The following is a 15,200-nucleotide window of genomic DNA, read 5'->3' on the forward strand; positions in this document are numbered from 1 at the left end:
GCCGGGTCCCGCGCATCCGCACCGCGCGGATGCGCGGGCCGGCCACGGCGGGGGCGCCTCGATTCTGCGTTGGGGGCGCGGGGGTCGTACCGTAGTGCGCCGTGTCCCCCAGCTCCGAGAACGCCGCCGCCAGCCTGGACGATGTCCTGGTCGGCGAGGCGGTGCTGGGCGTCTACCGGCAGATGTTCGCGGCGCTGGCGCGCGACAGCGGCGCCGTAGTCGACGATCCGGAACTGGTGGACGTCGCCGAGACGCTGCTCGCGGCGTTCGCCGACGCGGGCGAGGACGGGCTGAGCCGCGAGCAGATGCGGTACGTGTGCCGGCGCTACCCGCCTGAGGTGTTCGAGAACCGGCTGCGGGTGCTGAAGGGGCTCGGCGCGGTCCGGGAGGTGTTCCCGAAGCCGAACCAGCTGCGGTACCGGGCGTCGTTCACCAGTGTCGTCGGGCTGATGTTCGTCCGCCGGATGATGCTGGACGGCGGCCAGAGCGAGATGCACCGGCTGCTGGCGCTGGAGCAGCTCAACGCGGCCGACCCGCGCATGACGCCGGAGCAGGCGCGGGACGGCGCGGACGGGCTCGCGCGCGCGTTCCGGCTCTGGAGCGTCGAGCTGGTCACGCTGACGAACGGGACGATCGAGGAGCTGCGGGAGCAGGCGCCGAAGCTGTGGGGGACGGAGGAGATCCTGCTGCGCGCCGAGCGGCTGCACGGCGCGATCCTGCGGCGGTGGCCGCAGCTCGACCGGACCTGCACCGACCTGCGCGCCGCGATCTACGCCTACGGTGACGCGTCCCGCCGCGCCGCCGCCCGCCTGTCGGACTCGGCGGGCACGACCCGGAACCTGACGCTGCTGCCGCCCGAGACGTGGCGCACGTTCACGCGTACCGCGTCCCGCGAGGACCTCGCGGCCGTCCTGGACGGGTTCGTGTTCGACGCGGCGGCCCCGTGGCACGAGCCGTCGGCGGTGGTGACGGCCGTGGAGGACGGCCCGCGCGCCACACCGCCCCGCCCCGCGCCGCCCCGCCCCTCGGTGCCCGACTCGGGCCTTTCCGGCGACACCGGGTCGGACACGGCGGCGAAGGAACGGCTCCGCGACATCGCCGAGCAGGTCCTCCGGGGGCGGGACCGGGCCGCGGTCGAGGACGTCCTCGCGCCGGACTGGGCGGCGGCCCGCCGCGTGCTCGCCGACCTCTCCTCGGTGCATCTGCATCCCGAACTCCCCTACCGGCTGGTCTGGTCGGACGGCCTGGACGTGCGCCCCGAGGGCTCCCCGACGTGGGTGACCCCGGGCTGGTTCGAGAGGACGGGCCCGTGACCGCCGACCCGCAGGGGGCCGCCGCCGGGCACCGGGGTGTGGACCCGCGCGTGCTGGCCCGCGCCCGCGCCCGGCTGCTGGGCGGGCCGTCGCTGCCGGCTTCCGGCCCCGTCCCGCCGGGCACGGTCGCCGCGACGGACGGCGACCGGGTGTGGCTGCTCCCCGCGTGGCCGGACGGGGCGACGCCCGCGCTGCTGGAGGAGTACGAGACCGCCCCCATGCCGCTGGACCGCGCGGGCCAGGCCCGCCGCGTCCTCGCCGCCGCGCTGCGCTGCTGCTGGACGCGCCTGGACGACGCCCCCTGGCCGGGCGTCCCCGCCACGGTCGCGGACGTCCTGGAGGTCTACGCGAACATGTCGCGCGGCGACACCGGCCTGGCCCGCCGCTGGGCCACCGGAGAACTGCGCCGCCTGCGCGACACCGGCTGGCTGCTCCTGGACGAGGCCGCCGGCGCCGTCCGCCCCGGCCCCCGCGTGGCCCTGTGGCCGGAGGCTTCGCTGGCGTCCCTCCGCGACCTCCTCCACCGCCTTCCCCGGCCCGGTGGGGAGGGCGCGGGGTGAGCGAGCTGTTCGAGCCGTTGCTGCGGTCCTACGACGAGCGGCGGCGGGCCGAGCTGGTGGCGGCCTACATGGCCGTCGAGCATGCGGCGGAGCCGGTGCCGGAGGTGCGGTTCGCGGCGTTGCGGGAGCCCGCGCTGCGCAGGACGGTCGAGGAGATGCTCGCGCTCAGCGGGCGGACGCTCGTCCGGTCGCAGCAGACGCGCTGGATCTCCGGTTACCGGGACGACGTCGCGAGCGAGCTGGCCGCCGACCCCGCGTGCGTGCCGCCCGTGCGGGAGCGGGCCGTGCTGACGCTGGTGCTCGTTCATTCGGTGGCGATCCCCAGGGCCGCGGGGCTGCTCGAAGACGACACGTGGGTGTCGCCGCACCCGACGCCGGTGGACGAGCTGCGCCGCCGCACGCAGTTGCCGGTCGGGGAGCTGGAGGCGTCGCTGCGGCGGCTGCGGCTGGCGGGGCTGGTCTCGCAGGTGAAGGCGGGCCCGGACGACGCCGGAGGGTTCGTGCCGGGGCCGCAGTTCCACCGGCTGACCGACGCCGCGCGCAGGCGGCTGCAGGAGGAGCTGATCCTGTCCGCCGGACCGGACTCGCCGCTCGCCGCGGCGATCCGGGCCAGGCGGAGGGGACGGGGGGAGAGCACATGACGGCCGTCACCGAACCGATGCTGACCGCGCGCGACACCGAGAACGTCGTCGGCGACCGGACGCTCGTGGCCGTGCAGGCGGTGAACATCTCGCGGCTGTCGACGCATCCGGTGCCGACCGTCCCCGGGACGCTGATCGTGGTGGCCGGGCAGGGTCCGAAGGACTCCAACGGCGCGGGCAAGTCGTCGTTCATCGCGGCGATCACGGCGCTGCTCGGGGACGAGCAGTGGCGGTTCGCGTCGGGTGCGCGGGCGGTCGCGGAGCTGCTGTTCAACGCGGAGCTGGCGGCGCAGGGCGACAGCCAGTGGGCGAGCGCCGGCCACGGGTACATCGTCGGCGTCTTCGACCACGCGGAGCCGGTGGGGGGCGGCCCCGAGGGGGAGAGCACGGCCCTCACCGTGTGGCTGCGGGTGAACGTGGACGCGCCGCACCTGGAGATCCGGTGGCGGCAGGGCGTGTACCTGGCGTCGGCGCCGTCCGAGGCCGACCGGGTGGCGCTCGCCGACCGGCTGTGGGCGAGCCTCCCCCGCAGCGCGGGGCGCCGGGATCTCGTCGCGAAGGACCTGGGCCGCGTCCTGTACGGGGGGCGGGTCAGGTGCGTGTCGTTCCTGTCCACGTCGGTGCGGTCGAAGGTCGCGACGAACCTGCTGTCGCAGCCGCTGAACGAGATCGGCCCCGAGCGCATCTTCAGCGCGATCGCGGCGCTGACCGGCCTCGACCGGGAGCTGGAGGCGGAGCGCACGTCCCGCGCCGAGGAGCACCGGGAGCGCGCCAAGGCGGCGGAGGCGACCGAGCGGCTCGCCGGGTGGGAGCGGGAGGCGGCGGGCCTGCTGGCGACGTTCGACCGGCACGACCGCGCACGGGACGAGGTGGCGGCGGCGCTGCGGCACTGGCGGACGTGGCAGGCCCGCCTGCTGGTGGACGCGGCGGAGGCCGACGCCGCGCACGCCGCCGAGCAGGAGCGGCTGCGCCGGGAGAGCGACGAGCTGGCGCAGGCGGCGAAGGCGGCGGAGCGGGAGATCGAGCAGCTCACCGGCGGTGCGCTGGACGAGCGGCTGCGGGAGGCGCAGGCCGCGCTCGCGGAGCTGAAGGGGCAGGCCGGCAAGCTCGGCGCCGACAAGGCCGTCGCCCGCAACCGCCTGGACGAGCTGCGCCGGCGGATGTCGGCGCTGGAGGAGCGGGGGCGTGAGTCCGACGGGCGCGACGGGACCACCGCCCGAGCCGAGCTGAAGGAGGCCGAGGCGCGCCGCGACGAGGCGCAGCAGGAGTACGGGATGGCCAAGGGCGCCGTCGCGCGCGCGGAGCGGTCCCTGGCGGAGGCCGAGGCGGGCGAGGGCAGCGCACCGGAGCAGATCCGCGCGCTGTCCGCCCAGGGCATCGCGGCGGTGGGCCTGCTGGACGCGGTGGAGCTGGCCGAGGACGTCCGGGAGCGCTGGGAGGCCGCCCTCTGGCCCTACCGGGAGGCCGTCGTCGTCGCGGCGGACGACCTCGGCGAAGCCGTCGGGGCCCTCACCGGCATGCCCGGTTCCATGATCGTCCCGGCGGGCGGGGACGGCCTGCCGGAGGGGGTGCGCTGCGATCTCGCGCTCGGGCGGTTCTTCGCCGCCCTCGACGGCGACGGCATCGGCACCGGCATCGGGGACGGCACCGGCACGGTCGTCGTCGGCGGCTTCGCGGAGCCCGTCACCGGACGCGTCGCCCGCGTCCAGGCGGCCCGCACCGCGCTGGAGGCCGCGCGGGAGGCACTCGGCGACGCGCGGCAGGCGACGTCCGACGCCGCCGCCGACGTGGCCCTCGCCGGGCGCAGGCTCGGCGGCGCCCGCGCGGCGGAGGAGCTGGACGAGGTCCGCGAGCGCATGGCGGAGCTGCGCGAGGGACTGGCGGAGCTGGCGGGCGGCGAGTCCCGCCTCGGCCCGCGGCTCGGGTCGGCGGAGCAGGCTCTGCGGCGGCTCCAGGCGAAGGCCGACACCCGCGCGCTGGAGATCGACCGGCTGCGCGGCCGCAGGGACGCGCACGAGAAGGAGCGCGACAGGATCCGCCGGGCGTCGTCGGAGCTGGCCGGCAAGCGGGCCGCGCTCGGCCTGGACGACCTGGAGAAGGACTGGGGCGGCTCCCGCGAGGGCGCCGCCGAGTGGCTGTCCGGGCTGAACGACGACGAGGCCACCTGGACGCCCGCCGAGTGGTGGCACACCGCCGAGAAGCACCTGTCGGAGGCGCTGCGCCGCGTCTTCCCCGACGGCCCGTCCGACGAGGACATGCCGGAGGAGGTCCGGTTCCTGCTGCGCGAGCGCGCCGGGGGCGAGGGCCGCCGCAGCGACCGCGAGCAGTCCACGTTCGCCCGCCTCGCGCAGGCCCTCGAAGGGCATCTGCGCAGGCAGGAGGACTACGAGAAGCACCAGCGGCGGCAGATCGAGGTGCAGCTGTCGGGGCGCCGCGCCGACCTGGAGAAGGCGCAGAAGGGCGCGACCGAGGCGGCGGGCGCCGCCGAGGCGCACCGGACCGCGCTGACCGCCGCGATCCGCGCCCGCCTGCAGCGGGTCGCGGAGGAGTTCGAGAAGCTGGACGTGGCGTACGGCGGCTACGGCGCGACCCTCGAATTCCCGACGCCCGAGCAGCCGGGCGACCCGGAGCAGGAGTGGCGCTGGCGGGTCACGCCGAAGTGGCGCCGCTCGGACGGGCAGCGGTACGTCCCCTACAACCGGCGCGCCAACACCGCGCTGATGGACGAGAAGGCCGTCAAGCTCGTCTGCGCGGCCGCGCTCGCCAGCACCGGCGGCGGGAAGGCGGGGGCGGGCCAGGGGGCCGGCAGCCGGCTCGTCCTCGTCCTGGACGAGCTGGGCCGCAACCTCGGCAAGGAGCACCGCAAGGAGGCCGTCGCGCTCTTCCGCAAGATCGGCGAGACGCACGGCATCACGGTCATCGGCGCCCTGCAGGACGACATGGAGCCGTACGCGATCGACGCCTGCGGCCAGTACGTGAAGCTGCGCCGCTCGTCCGACACCATGCCGTACAACGAGCCCCCGGTCGTCATCGGCTACGACGACCACGAGCCCCGCGTCCGCATGCTGGCGGACCAGATGACCGCCGCCCGCCCCGACCCGGAGCGATCCGGAGATCCCGATTGAACGGCCGGAACCGGACGTGCCGGGCGTCAGGGCGTCCCGTCTCAGCAGCCGGGTGGGATAAAAGCGGATGAATCAGGGCGGGTGATGCGGCACGATGCGCGTCATGCGCGCCGATGATCTGCTCGCCGAGATCGAGCCCCTGTCGCATCCCGCGCGTCACATTGCTGGATCGTTCAGGACGAGACCGAGGGGTGGCCGGTGACGCAGTGGCGGGTATCGGAGTTCGACGAGGTGCGCGAGCTCGGCCGCGGGGCGCAGGGACGGGTGGCGCTGGCCCGGCACGCCGGGTCCGGCACCCCCGTCGCGATCAAGTATCTGCCCGCCGGCGCCGATCCCGGGGCCAAGGACGCCTTCCGCAACGAGGCCCGGATGCTCGGCCGGGTCGACGACCCGCACGTCGCGCGGCTCTACCGGCTGGTGGAGCACGAGGACGGCGCGGCGCTGATCATGGAGGCGGTCGAGGGAGTCTCGCTGAAGACGGTCCTGGCCGAGCACGGCGCCCTCGGCCCCGAGGCGGCGCTGCTGGTGCTGAAGGGATCACTGCGCGGACTGGCCGCCGCGCACGCCGCCGGGGTCGTCCACCGCGACTACAAGCCCGCCAACGTCGTGGTCCGCGCGGACGGCCTCAGCAAGCTCGTCGACTTCGGCATCGCCGTCTGGACCGGCGAGGGCGGCAGATCGGGCACGCCCGTCTACATGGCGCCCGAGCAGTGGCGCGGCGAGCCCGCCACACCGGCCACCGACGTCTACGCCGCGACCTGCGTCTTCTACGAGTGCGTCACCGGTGAGCGGCCCTACCGCGCGGAGGATCAGCTCGCGCTGATGGGGTTGCACGCCACCGCGCCGATCCCGGCGGAGAACGTCCCGGAGCCGCTGCGCGCGCTCGTCCTCCAGGGGATGTCCAAGGAAGCCGCATACCGCCCGCCGAGCGCGGCGCACTTCGTCGGCGAGCTCGACCGCGTCGCCGTCCAGGCGTACGGCCCCGACTGGGAGCAGCGCGCCGTGCGCGCCCTGGCCGTCGCGGCGGCCGCGTTCGCGGCGCTGTTCCCGCTGGCCGCCGCCGGCCTGGTCCCCGCCGGAGCGGGCGCCGCGGGCGCGGCGGGCGGCGCCGGGGCCGGTGCGGCGGGCGCGGGCGCGGCGGGGGCCGGCGGCGCCGCGGGCTCGGGCGGCGCGGGGGCGGGCTCGGGCGGGGTGCTGTCCGCGGTCGGCGGCAAGGCGGGCCTGGCGATCGCGGGCGCCGCCGTCGCCGGCACCGCCGCGGCCGGCGTCGGCGTCTACACCGCGACCCGCCCCGACCACGCCGCCGTCGAGGCCGCTCCGTCGCCGTCCGGGCAGCGGATGTCGTTCGGCGGGCTGACGCTCACGGTGCCGGCGGCGTGGCGGCGCACCGAACTGAAGGACCTGCCCGGCGATCCCCAGGGCGACTACTGGGTCGGCACGCCCGGCGCGTGCTCCCCGCAGACGCTGAGTGCGACCCCGCCCGAGGGGCGCGACGCCAAGGTCTACCGGAACAACTGCCCCGGGTTCCTGGTGATCGGCGAGCCGTGGCGCAATGACGGGACGACCGGCTGGTCCGGCTTCGCCACCACCGGCCCCTGGGGGGCGGAGACCGAGGCGTTCCGCGCCTGCCCGCGCCGGGGCGACCTCAACGGCATCGGCGTCCAAGCCGACCGGGAGAAGCCCGCCCGCACCGCCACCGCCGCGGTCGGGACGCGGCGGGCGCAGTACCGCGAATGGCGCTTGAGCTGCGTCTTCATGACCGGCCCCAGGCAGTTCCAGCCCGCCGGCGCCGGCTATGTCCAGCGGTACTGGTACCTGGCGAACCCCAGGCTCCTCATCCTGGACGAGTGGAACACGCCGGGCCTCGACAAGATCCTCGCGAAGGCGGCGTGGACCTGATGGACGGCTACCCGGCCGACGCGTGCGCGCGGTCGAGGGAGAAGCGGGTCTGGAAGGCCACGGCCACCGCCATCAGCGCGGCCGGGACGACGGTGACGCCGATGAGGATCGCCAGCACCGCCGAGTCCGACTGGGCGATGGCGTGGCCGTCGGTGGTGGAGACGAAGCCGCCGATGGCGAGGGCGGCGGAGTACACGTACGGGCCGATGGCCGTGCCGGTCGCGTCGGTCGCCGTCCACACTCCGGTGTAGGCGCCGGCGCGGGCCGTGCCGCGCGACTCGGCGGCGGCGACCACGTCCGGGACGAGGGAGAACGAGAAGAGCTGGAGGCCGGCGAAGGCGGCGCCCAGCACGGCGATCACCGCGACGGTCGCGGGCAGGCCCATCGCGTCGCCGGGCCACAGGGCGAGCGGGCCGAGGACGAACGCGCCCTGGCACAGCAGCAGAGCGCGCTGCTTGCCGGTCCGCTGCGACACCTTGCTCCAGATCGGCCCGGCGATCGCGGCGGGCACGAGGAAGGCGCCCATGAGCACCGCCGTGAAGCCCTCGTCGTCCAGCATGTACTCGGTGTAGAAGGGCACCGCGGCGAGGAACAGGTGCACCGTGACGCTCGTGAACAGGTAGGACAGCACCAGCGTCCGGAACTCGCGGTCCCGCCACGCGATCCGGACGTCGGCGAGGGCGGAGTGGCCGTGCCCGTCCGGGATCCGGAAACCGCACCGGTCGGTGAGCCGCCGGACGAAGACCACGGCGACCACGCCGGTGACGACGAGCGCGCCGGCGAGCAGGACCGCCATCCGCGCGTAGGCGCCGCGCTCCCCCGACGACACCAGCGCCGGGGCCGCGACCCCCGCGCCGAGCAGCCCCACGGTGAGCAGCAGCATCCGGTACATGAACACGCGGGTGCGCTCGTGGTAGCCGATCCGCAGATCGGACGGCGTCGTCAGGTACGGCACCTGGAAGCACGCGTACAGGACGTTCCCGGCGATGTAGAAGCCGCCGACCCACAGCGCCGCCGACCAGCCGGAGACGCCGGACGGCACCGAGAACAGGCCGATCCAGGCGAGCGCCAGCAGCAGGCCCCAGCGCAGCATGCCGCGGCGGTGCCCGGCGCGGCGCGCCTGCCGGTCCGACAGCGTCCCGAACAGCGGATGCGCGACCGCGTCGATGATCTTCGGCAGCAGCAGCGTGAGCCCGGCCAGGACGGGCGACACGCCGAGCGTGTGCGTCATGAAGTACAGGAGCAGGAGGCCCGGGACGGTGACCCACACGCCCATCCCGAGCGAACCGGCGGCGTACCCGGTGAGGTCGAAGGCGCGGGGCCGGGCCTCGGTGCCGGGCCGCGTCGACTCGGCGGTGCTCACGAGCGGCCCGCGTGCCGGCGCACGACGCGGGCGGCCAGTTCGGCGCCCTCGAACGCGCCCGAGCGGACCCGTTCGGAGAACGTGCGGGCGACGATCCGGTCGGTCAGCGCGGGCAGGTGCCGGGCGAGGAAGAACTCGACGGCGCCGCGCCGGGTCGTCGTCACGTCCCGGCGGGGACGGCGGGACAGCGCGGCCGACAGCACCGCGTCCACGACGCCGTCCAGCGGCTCGTAGACGCTCACGCCCTCAAGGGAGAGGCCCGCCGCAGCGGTCGAGTCGTGGATCGGGCTCCGCACCGCCGACGGGTACACGCACGTCACGCCGACGTGGGTGCCGATCTCCATGCGGAGGGCGTCGGCATACGCGACGAGTGCCCGCTTGGACGCACCGTAGGCGGCGGCCAGGGGGAGCTGCATGACGGCCATGCGGGACGACAGCATGATGACCCGTCCCCGCGACTCGACCAGGGCGTCCACGCACACCGACGTCACCCGCCAGGCGCCGAGCAGGTTGATGTCGAGCTGGCGGCGCACCTCCTCGCCGGGCGGGAGCTCGGCCGGGGCGGGGCCGCCGATCCCGGCGTTGTTGATCAGCAGGTCGAGGCCGCCGAGCCGCTCGACCGCCGCCGCGACGGCGGCGGGGACGGCGTCGTCGCCGGTGATGTCGCACGCGATGACCTCGATCGGGTCGTCCGGGCGGGGCGCGACGTCGAGGCCGATGACGCTGGCGCCGAGGCCGGTCAGCCGGGCGCCGATCGCGCGGCCGAACGTGCCGGACGCGCCGGTGACGATGACCCGCATGCCGCGCGGGTCCCGGCCGCCGGCCGGACGGGATGTGCTCATGCGGGGGTCTCCTCGCGGTGCGTCGGGGTGAACGGCCGGGCGGCGCCCCGCGCGAGCCGGGCGCGGCCCGCCTTCGCCTCGCGGGGCAGCTCGGCCACGTACTGGTCGAAGTCGACGCGCATCATGGGGCGCCGGTCGCCCCACCGCGCGGTCGCGGCGCGCAGGGCGCGGGCGACGGCCCGCCGCTGCTCCGCCGGGGACGGCAGGGCATAGGCACCGGAGAAGTAGGCCGCCGCCAGCTTGGCCTGCGCCTCCACGATCGGCAGCGCCGCGCCCGTCGACTGCATCAGCCCGACGAAGGCGAGGCTCGGGTCGTCCAGGTGGAAGACGCGCTTGTAGAGCGGGAGCCGCTCGGGGTCGCCGCCCACGAGGGCGCGCGGCAGGAACGGGATGCTCACCCGGTAGCCGGTCGCCCAGACGACGAGGTCGACGGGGTCGGCGGTGCCGCCGGTGAACACGACCCTGTCCCCGTCGAAGCGTTCGATGCCGGGCCGCGCCGCGACCTCACCGTGGGTCAGGCGGTGCAGGATCGTGTCGCTGATCGTGGGGTGGTTCTGGAACAGGCCGCCCGCCGGCGCAGGCAGGCCGTAGTCCTGCGGGCGGCCGACGGCGAGCCGCAGCATCGTCTCGGCGACGCGCTGCCTGATCCGCCACGGCAGCGCGGCGAGGGCGCCGCCGGTCGCGTCGGCCGGCCGCCCGAACAGGTACTTCGGGACGATGTGGACGCCGCGCCGCGCCGACAGCAGCACCGGGCCGCGCGCGACGTGGGAGGCGTCCACGGCGATGTCCATGGCCGAGTTTCCCATGCCGACGACGAGGACGCGCTTGCCGCGGAACACCTCGGCGTCGCGGTAGCCGTGCGCATGCATCTGCGCGCCGGCGAACTCGCCGGGCGGCGCGGGGTCGGGCCATCGGGGGTCCCAGTTGTGGCCGTTGGCGACCACGACGGCGTCATACCGTCCGACGTCGCCGGACTCGGTGGCCACCGCCCACGCACCGGCCCGGTCCACCGACGCGACAGGGCTGTCGAAGCGGATGTGCGGGACGAGGCCGAAGCGCTCCGCGTAGTCGGCCAGGTAACCGCCGATCATGTCGGCGGACGGGTAGTCGGGCCAGTGCCGGGGCATCGGGAAGTCGGCGAACTCGGTGCGGCCCCTGCTGGTGTTGAGGTGCAGGGACGCGTAGGCCGGCGACAGGCCGCTCCCCCGCGCCCACAGCCCGCCGGGACGGTCGCCCCGCTCGTAGAGCACGACCTCCACGCCCGCGTCGCGCAGGGCCTTGCCGGCGGCGAGACCGGCCGGTCCGGCGCCGATCACGGCGACTCGGCGGGCAGAGGTCATGAGGCGCTCCCGGAGACGGCGTCGGCTTGTGGTGGACTCCAACACTAAAGACGGCCACCGGCCGCGAACATGGAGGACGGCACGCGTTTGGCGGCCGAGGGTGTGGCGCACCACAATCGGAGCCATGGACCAGAGCGACACCGACTGGACGCCGGTGATGGACCTCATCGAGCGGATCTCCGGCGAGGAGGACCTGCTGCCGTCCGTGGTCGCCGGGGTGACCTCGCTGGTGCGGGAGGTCTCCGTCCTGCCGCCCGCCGACATCGCCGGGCACACCCGCGCGCTGCTCGCCGCGGCGACCCGCGCGATCGCGGCGCGGCGCGGGCCGACCGAGGGAGAGCTGGCGTTCGTCGCGGAACTCGGCGTGACCCGCGCCCGGCAGGGCGTGCCCGTCGAGGCGGTGCTGAGCGCCATCCATGTCGCCGAGCGCGCGATCTGGTCGCGGGCCCGGGAGGTCGCCGCGGCCGAGGGCATCGGGGCCGGGCTGCTGCTGGACGCGCGGGAGCTGTACGACGACTGGGCCGAGGCCGTCCGGACCCGGCTGATCCAGGCGCACCGCGAGGCGCACCGGGAGGCGCGGGCGGGAGCCGGGCCGGGACGGGGGGAACGGGACGCGGCGCTCCTGCGGCGCCTGCTCGACGGCGGCTCGGCCGCCGCGCTCGCCGCCGCCGAGGCGGGCCTCCCGGCGGGCGGCGCGCTGTGGGTGCTGGCCGCCCGCCCGTCCGGCGCCGACCGGGAGCGCCCGCCGCCCGCCCGGCCGCCGGCGCTGTCCGCGCTGCTGGACGGCCTGCTGTTCGCGGTGACGGCCCGCCGTCCGGTGTCGCCCGGCGGCGCGGCGGCGGGGCTCGCGGGGCCGGCCGAGGCGGAGAACCTGGCCGCCGCGCGCCGGCTCGCCGTGTCCGCGCTGGCCGCCGCCGAGGCGACCGGGCGGACCGGCGTGGTGCACGTCGCCGAGGTGGCCGTCGTCGCGGCGGCGGCCGACCGCACCGACCTCACCTCGATCCTGCTCGACCGGCACCGGCGGGCCCGCGCGGAGCTCGGCGCGAACACCGGGCCGGTCGCCCGCGCGGTGTGCGCCTGGCTGGAGGAGGGGCGCGACGTCACCGCGGCCGCCGGACGCCTGTTCGTGCACCCCAACACGGTGCGGAACAGGGTCCAGCGGTGCGCCGAGGTCACCGGCATCGACGCGTCCGACACGTTCGGCGGCGTCAACGCCTGGTGGCTCTGCCGCGCCTGGCTCGAACCCTCCTAGCCGTCGGACGGGGTCGCCGCGGCGTCCAGTTCGTGGGCGAGTTCCTCCAGCTCGCTGCCGCCCGCCATGAGGCCGGTCAGCTCCTCCCGGGTGATCTCGTCCTTGGTGCGGTAGCCGATGCTCTGGCCCCGGTTGAGGATGAGGAAGCGGTCGCCGACCGGGTAGGCGTGGTGCGGGTTGTGGGTGATGAAGACGACCGCGAGGCCCCGCTCCCGCGCCTGGACGACGTAGCGCAGCACCACCCCGGCCTGCTTCACGCCGAGGGCGGCCGTGGGCTCGTCCAGGACGAGGGCCTTGGCGCCGAAGTAGACGGCGCGGGCGATCGCCACGCACTGGCGCTCGCCGCCCGAGAGCGTCCCGATGGGCTGGTCGACGTCCCGCAGGTCGATGCCCATCGCGGCCATCTCGCCCTGGGTGGTCTTCCGCATGAAGTCGATGTCCATGCGGCCGAAGCCCTTGCGCTTCTCCGAGCCGAGGAAGAAGTTCCGCCAGACCGGCATCAGCGGGACGACCGCGAGGTCCTGGTAGACGGTCGCGATGCCCCGGTCGAGCGCCTCGCGGGGCGAGTCGAAGGCGACCTCCTCGCCGTTGACCTCGTACGTGCCGGTGTCGTGCCGGTGCAGGCCCGCGACCACCTTGATGAGGGTGGACTTGCCCGCCCCGTTGTCGCCCAGCACGCACGTGACCTCGCCGGCGGACGCCTCCAGGTCCACGTCCCGCAGGGCGATGATGGCGCCGTAGTTCTTGCCGACGCCGGTCAGCTTGATCAGCGGCGCGCGGCCTGCATCCGGCTTGGCGTCCGGCTTGGCGTCCGTCATGACGACCGCTCCACTCTGCGCCGCACGATCAGGTTCACCACGGTCGCGATCAGCAGCATCGCGCCGAGGAAGAACCGGAACCAGTCGGGGTTCCACTCCGCGTACACGATGCCCTTGTTCGTCATGCCGAAGATGAACGCGCCGATCGCCGCGCCGATCGCCGACCCGTAGCCGCCGGTCAGCAGGCAGCCGCCGATGACCGCGCAGATGATGTACAGGAACTCGTTGCCGACGCCCTCGCCCGACTGGATGGTCGCGAACGCGAACACCAGGTGCATGCCGGAGAACCAGGCGCAGAACGCGACGCCCATGAACAGGCCGATCTTCACGCGCGCGACGGGGACGCCGACCGCGCGGGCGCTGTCGGCGGAGCCGCCCGCCGCGAAGATCCAGTTGCCGGCGCGGGTGCGCAGCAGGAGCCAGGTGGCGATCGCCGTGAACAGCAGCCACCAGAACACCGTGATCTTCACGTTGACGCCGAGGACGTCGACGTCGGACGCGAAGATGGCGCGGGCGGCGCCGAAGCCGTCCATGTCGCGGACGGAGTCGCTCGCGACGTTGCCGGTGAGCGCCTTCGTCACGCCGAGGTTGAGCCCGGCGAGCATGAAGAACGTGGCGAGCGTGATGATGAAGCTCGGCAGCTTCGTCTTGACGTAGAGGATGCCGTTGACCATGCCGAGCGCCAGCGTCAGGACGAGCGAGACCGCCACGCCCACCCACACGTTCACCGTGAACTGGTAGGCGGTGAGCGCGGCGATCAGCGCCGACGACGTGACCATCACCCCGGCGGACAGGTCGAACTCGCCGCCGATCATCAGCAGCGACACGCCGACCGCCATGATCCCGAACGTGGAACTGGCGTACAGCACGGTCGAGAACGACCCGGCGCGCAGGAACGCGTTCGCGACGATCGAGAAGAACACGAACAGCGCGACCGCGCCGAGCAGCGCGCCCAGCTCCGGGCGGCCCAGCAGCCGCCGCAGCGGCGACTGCCGGGCCAGGCGCTCGTCGGAGCCGGGACCGGCCGGCGGGGGCGGCTCGGCCACGGCTCGCGTCATCGCGTCCCCCGGTTCGCGAACGCCTCCAGCCCACCCGCGTTGGCCTTGGTGACGATCGCCGGGCCGGTCAGCACCGGGCGCCCGCCGCCGAGCACGTTGCCGTTGTTCTTCAGCAGCCACAGCTGGTCGACCGCCTCGTAGCCCTGCAGGTAGGGCTGCTGGTCGACGGCGAACTCGATCGTGCCCGCCTTGAGCGAGGCGATGAGGTCCTTGTTCAGGTCGAACGTGCCGATCTTGGCCTTGCTGCCGGTCTCCTTCACCGAGTCGACGGCGGTCGCGGCGAACGGGGCGCCGAGCGTCAGGATCCCGTCGATGCTCTTGTCCGACTGGAGCTTGGCCGTGATGGACGACTTGACGTCCGGCATGTTCGTGCCCTGGACGAACAGGTTCTCCAGGTCGCCGCCGAACGTCTTCTTCGCGCCCGCGCAGCGGGCCTCAAGACCGACGTTGCCCTGCTCGTGGACGACGCACAGCGCCTTCTTCGCGCCGATCTTCCCGAGTTCGGTGCCGGCCGCCTCGCCGGCGATGGACTCGTCCTGCCCGAAGTGCGCCATCGCGCCGAGCTTCGCCGAGTCCTCCGCGCCGGAGTTGATCGACACGACCGGGATCTTCGCGGCGGTCGCCCGGGCCAGGACGTCCTTCATGGCGTCCGGCTTGGCGAGCGTGACGATGATCCCGTCGACCTTCTTGTCGATCGCGGCCTGGACGAGCTGGGCCTGCTTGCCGCCGTCCGGGTCCGCCGAGTACAGGAACTCGACGTTGTCCTTGGCGGCGGCGGCCTTGGCGCCCTTCTGCACGATGTCCCAGAACGTGTCGCCGGCGCCCGAGTGGGTCACCATCGCGATCTTCAGCCGGGGGCCGGCGCCCTCGGGAGCCTCCTCGGACTTCTTCCCGCCCGAGCTGCTGCAGGCGCTCAGCGCCAGCAGCCCCGCGGCGGCCAGCACCGCGAGGCCCCTGGACGACCCGCGCATGAAAACGCCTCTCATCGA

The 15,200-nt window shown here is 74.9% G+C and carries 12 protein-coding genes; 6 read left to right on the forward strand and 6 right to left on the reverse strand.

Translation table 11 applies throughout. The annotated features are described in order from the left end of the window. Window positions 1–101 precede the first annotated feature (101 nt). The 5 genes from AL2_RS20140 (at window position 102) to AL2_RS38605 (ending at window position 7,538) form a co-directional block, all read left to right on the forward strand. Window positions 102–1,313: a hypothetical protein gene (locus AL2_RS20140; RefSeq protein WP_067635622.1), complete on the forward strand. Its 1,212-nt coding sequence runs from the start codon at window positions 102–104 to the stop codon at window positions 1,311–1,313. Next, window positions 1,310–1,873, forward strand: a complete 564-nt coding sequence (locus AL2_RS20145; protein ID WP_245666760.1) for a hypothetical protein — start codon at window positions 1,310–1,312, stop codon at window positions 1,871–1,873. The genes AL2_RS20140 and AL2_RS20145 overlap by 4 nt, the downstream gene beginning before the upstream one ends. Next, window positions 1,870–2,514: a DprA-like winged helix domain-containing protein gene (locus tag AL2_RS20150; RefSeq protein ID WP_067635624.1), complete on the forward strand. Its 645-nt coding sequence runs from the start codon at window positions 1,870–1,872 to the stop codon at window positions 2,512–2,514. The genes AL2_RS20145 and AL2_RS20150 overlap by 4 nt, the downstream gene beginning before the upstream one ends. After that, the gene (locus AL2_RS20155) at window positions 2,511–5,639 is read left to right on the forward strand and encodes a coiled-coil domain-containing protein (protein ID WP_067635626.1); all 3,129 of its coding nucleotides are present in this window, start codon (window positions 2,511–2,513) and stop codon (window positions 5,637–5,639) included. Before AL2_RS20150 ends, AL2_RS20155 begins: the two co-directional genes overlap by 4 nt. Window positions 5,640–5,837: 198 nt before the next feature. Continuing rightward, window positions 5,838–7,538, forward strand: a complete 1,701-nt coding sequence (locus tag AL2_RS38605) for a serine/threonine-protein kinase (RefSeq protein ID WP_067635628.1) — start codon at window positions 5,838–5,840, stop codon at window positions 7,536–7,538. 7 nt (window positions 7,539–7,545) lie between these two features. On the opposite strand, the gene AL2_RS20165 is transcribed toward AL2_RS38605, so the two are convergent. The 3 genes from AL2_RS20165 to AL2_RS20175 are packed head-to-tail and all read right to left on the reverse strand — an operon-like array spanning window position 7,546 to window position 11,083. Continuing rightward, window positions 7,546–8,901, reverse strand: a complete 1,356-nt coding sequence (locus AL2_RS20165; RefSeq protein ID WP_067635631.1) for an MFS transporter — start codon at window positions 8,899–8,901, stop codon at window positions 7,546–7,548. After that, entirely contained in the window at window positions 8,898–9,743 is an 846-nt protein-coding gene (locus AL2_RS20170) for an SDR family NAD(P)-dependent oxidoreductase (RefSeq protein WP_067635633.1), read from the reverse strand. Before AL2_RS20170 ends, AL2_RS20165 begins: the two co-directional genes overlap by 4 nt. Then, window positions 9,740–11,083 (reverse strand): flavin-containing monooxygenase, encoded by a 1,344-nt coding sequence (locus AL2_RS20175; RefSeq protein ID WP_067635635.1) that lies wholly within the window; start codon window positions 11,081–11,083, stop codon window positions 9,740–9,742. Before AL2_RS20175 ends, AL2_RS20170 begins: the two co-directional genes overlap by 4 nt. A gap of 124 nt (window positions 11,084–11,207) precedes the next feature. On the opposite strand from AL2_RS20175, the gene AL2_RS20180 reads away from it, so the two are divergent. Next, window positions 11,208–12,335: a PucR family transcriptional regulator gene (locus tag AL2_RS20180; protein ID WP_067635637.1), complete on the forward strand. Its 1,128-nt coding sequence runs from the start codon at window positions 11,208–11,210 to the stop codon at window positions 12,333–12,335. On the opposite strand, the gene AL2_RS20185 is transcribed toward AL2_RS20180, so the two are convergent. Genes AL2_RS20185 through AL2_RS20195 form a run of 3 tightly spaced genes read right to left on the reverse strand, consistent with a single transcriptional unit; the run spans window position 12,332 to window position 15,197 of the window. Continuing rightward, a complete protein-coding gene (locus AL2_RS20185) occupies window positions 12,332–13,153 on the reverse strand; it encodes an ATP-binding cassette domain-containing protein (protein WP_067635639.1) in 822 nt (273 codons plus the stop codon). The genes AL2_RS20180 and AL2_RS20185 overlap by 4 nt on opposite strands. After that, window positions 13,150–14,211, reverse strand: a complete 1,062-nt coding sequence (locus AL2_RS20190) for an ABC transporter permease (protein ID WP_067635641.1) — start codon at window positions 14,209–14,211, stop codon at window positions 13,150–13,152. Before AL2_RS20190 ends, AL2_RS20185 begins: the two co-directional genes overlap by 4 nt. Then, window positions 14,208–15,197 (reverse strand): sugar ABC transporter substrate-binding protein, encoded by a 990-nt coding sequence (locus AL2_RS20195; RefSeq protein WP_245666762.1) that lies wholly within the window; start codon window positions 15,195–15,197, stop codon window positions 14,208–14,210. The genes AL2_RS20190 and AL2_RS20195 overlap by 4 nt, the downstream gene beginning before the upstream one ends. Window positions 15,198–15,200: the final 3 nt, after the last annotated feature.

Source organism: Actinomadura latina NBRC 106108, from assembly GCF_001552195.1.
Taxonomy (GTDB): domain Bacteria; phylum Actinomycetota; class Actinomycetes; order Streptosporangiales; family Streptosporangiaceae; genus Spirillospora; species Spirillospora latina.

What these genes read in the sequence shown, in the direction of transcription:
- AL2_RS20175 (WP_067635635.1), bottom strand. Translation starts at nt 11,083, where the DNA reads ATGACCTCTGCCCGCCGAGTCGCCGTGATCGGCGCCGGACCGGCCGGT.
- AL2_RS20185 (WP_067635639.1), bottom strand. Translation starts at nt 13,153, where the DNA reads ATGACGGACGCCAAGCCGGACGCCAAGCCGGATGCAGGCCGCGCGCCG.
- AL2_RS20155 (WP_067635626.1), top strand. Translation starts at nt 2,511, where the DNA reads ATGACGGCCGTCACCGAACCGATGCTGACCGCGCGCGACACCGAGAAC.
- AL2_RS20190 (WP_067635641.1), bottom strand. Translation starts at nt 14,211, where the DNA reads ATGACGCGAGCCGTGGCCGAGCCGCCCCCGCCGGCCGGTCCCGGCTCC.
- AL2_RS20170 (WP_067635633.1), bottom strand. Translation starts at nt 9,743, where the DNA reads ATGAGCACATCCCGTCCGGCCGGCGGCCGGGACCCGCGCGGCATGCGG.
- AL2_RS20195 (WP_245666762.1), bottom strand. Translation starts at nt 15,197, where the DNA reads ATGAGAGGCGTTTTCATGCGCGGGTCGTCCAGGGGCCTCGCGGTGCTG.
- AL2_RS20180 (WP_067635637.1), top strand. Translation starts at nt 11,208, where the DNA reads ATGGACCAGAGCGACACCGACTGGACGCCGGTGATGGACCTCATCGAG.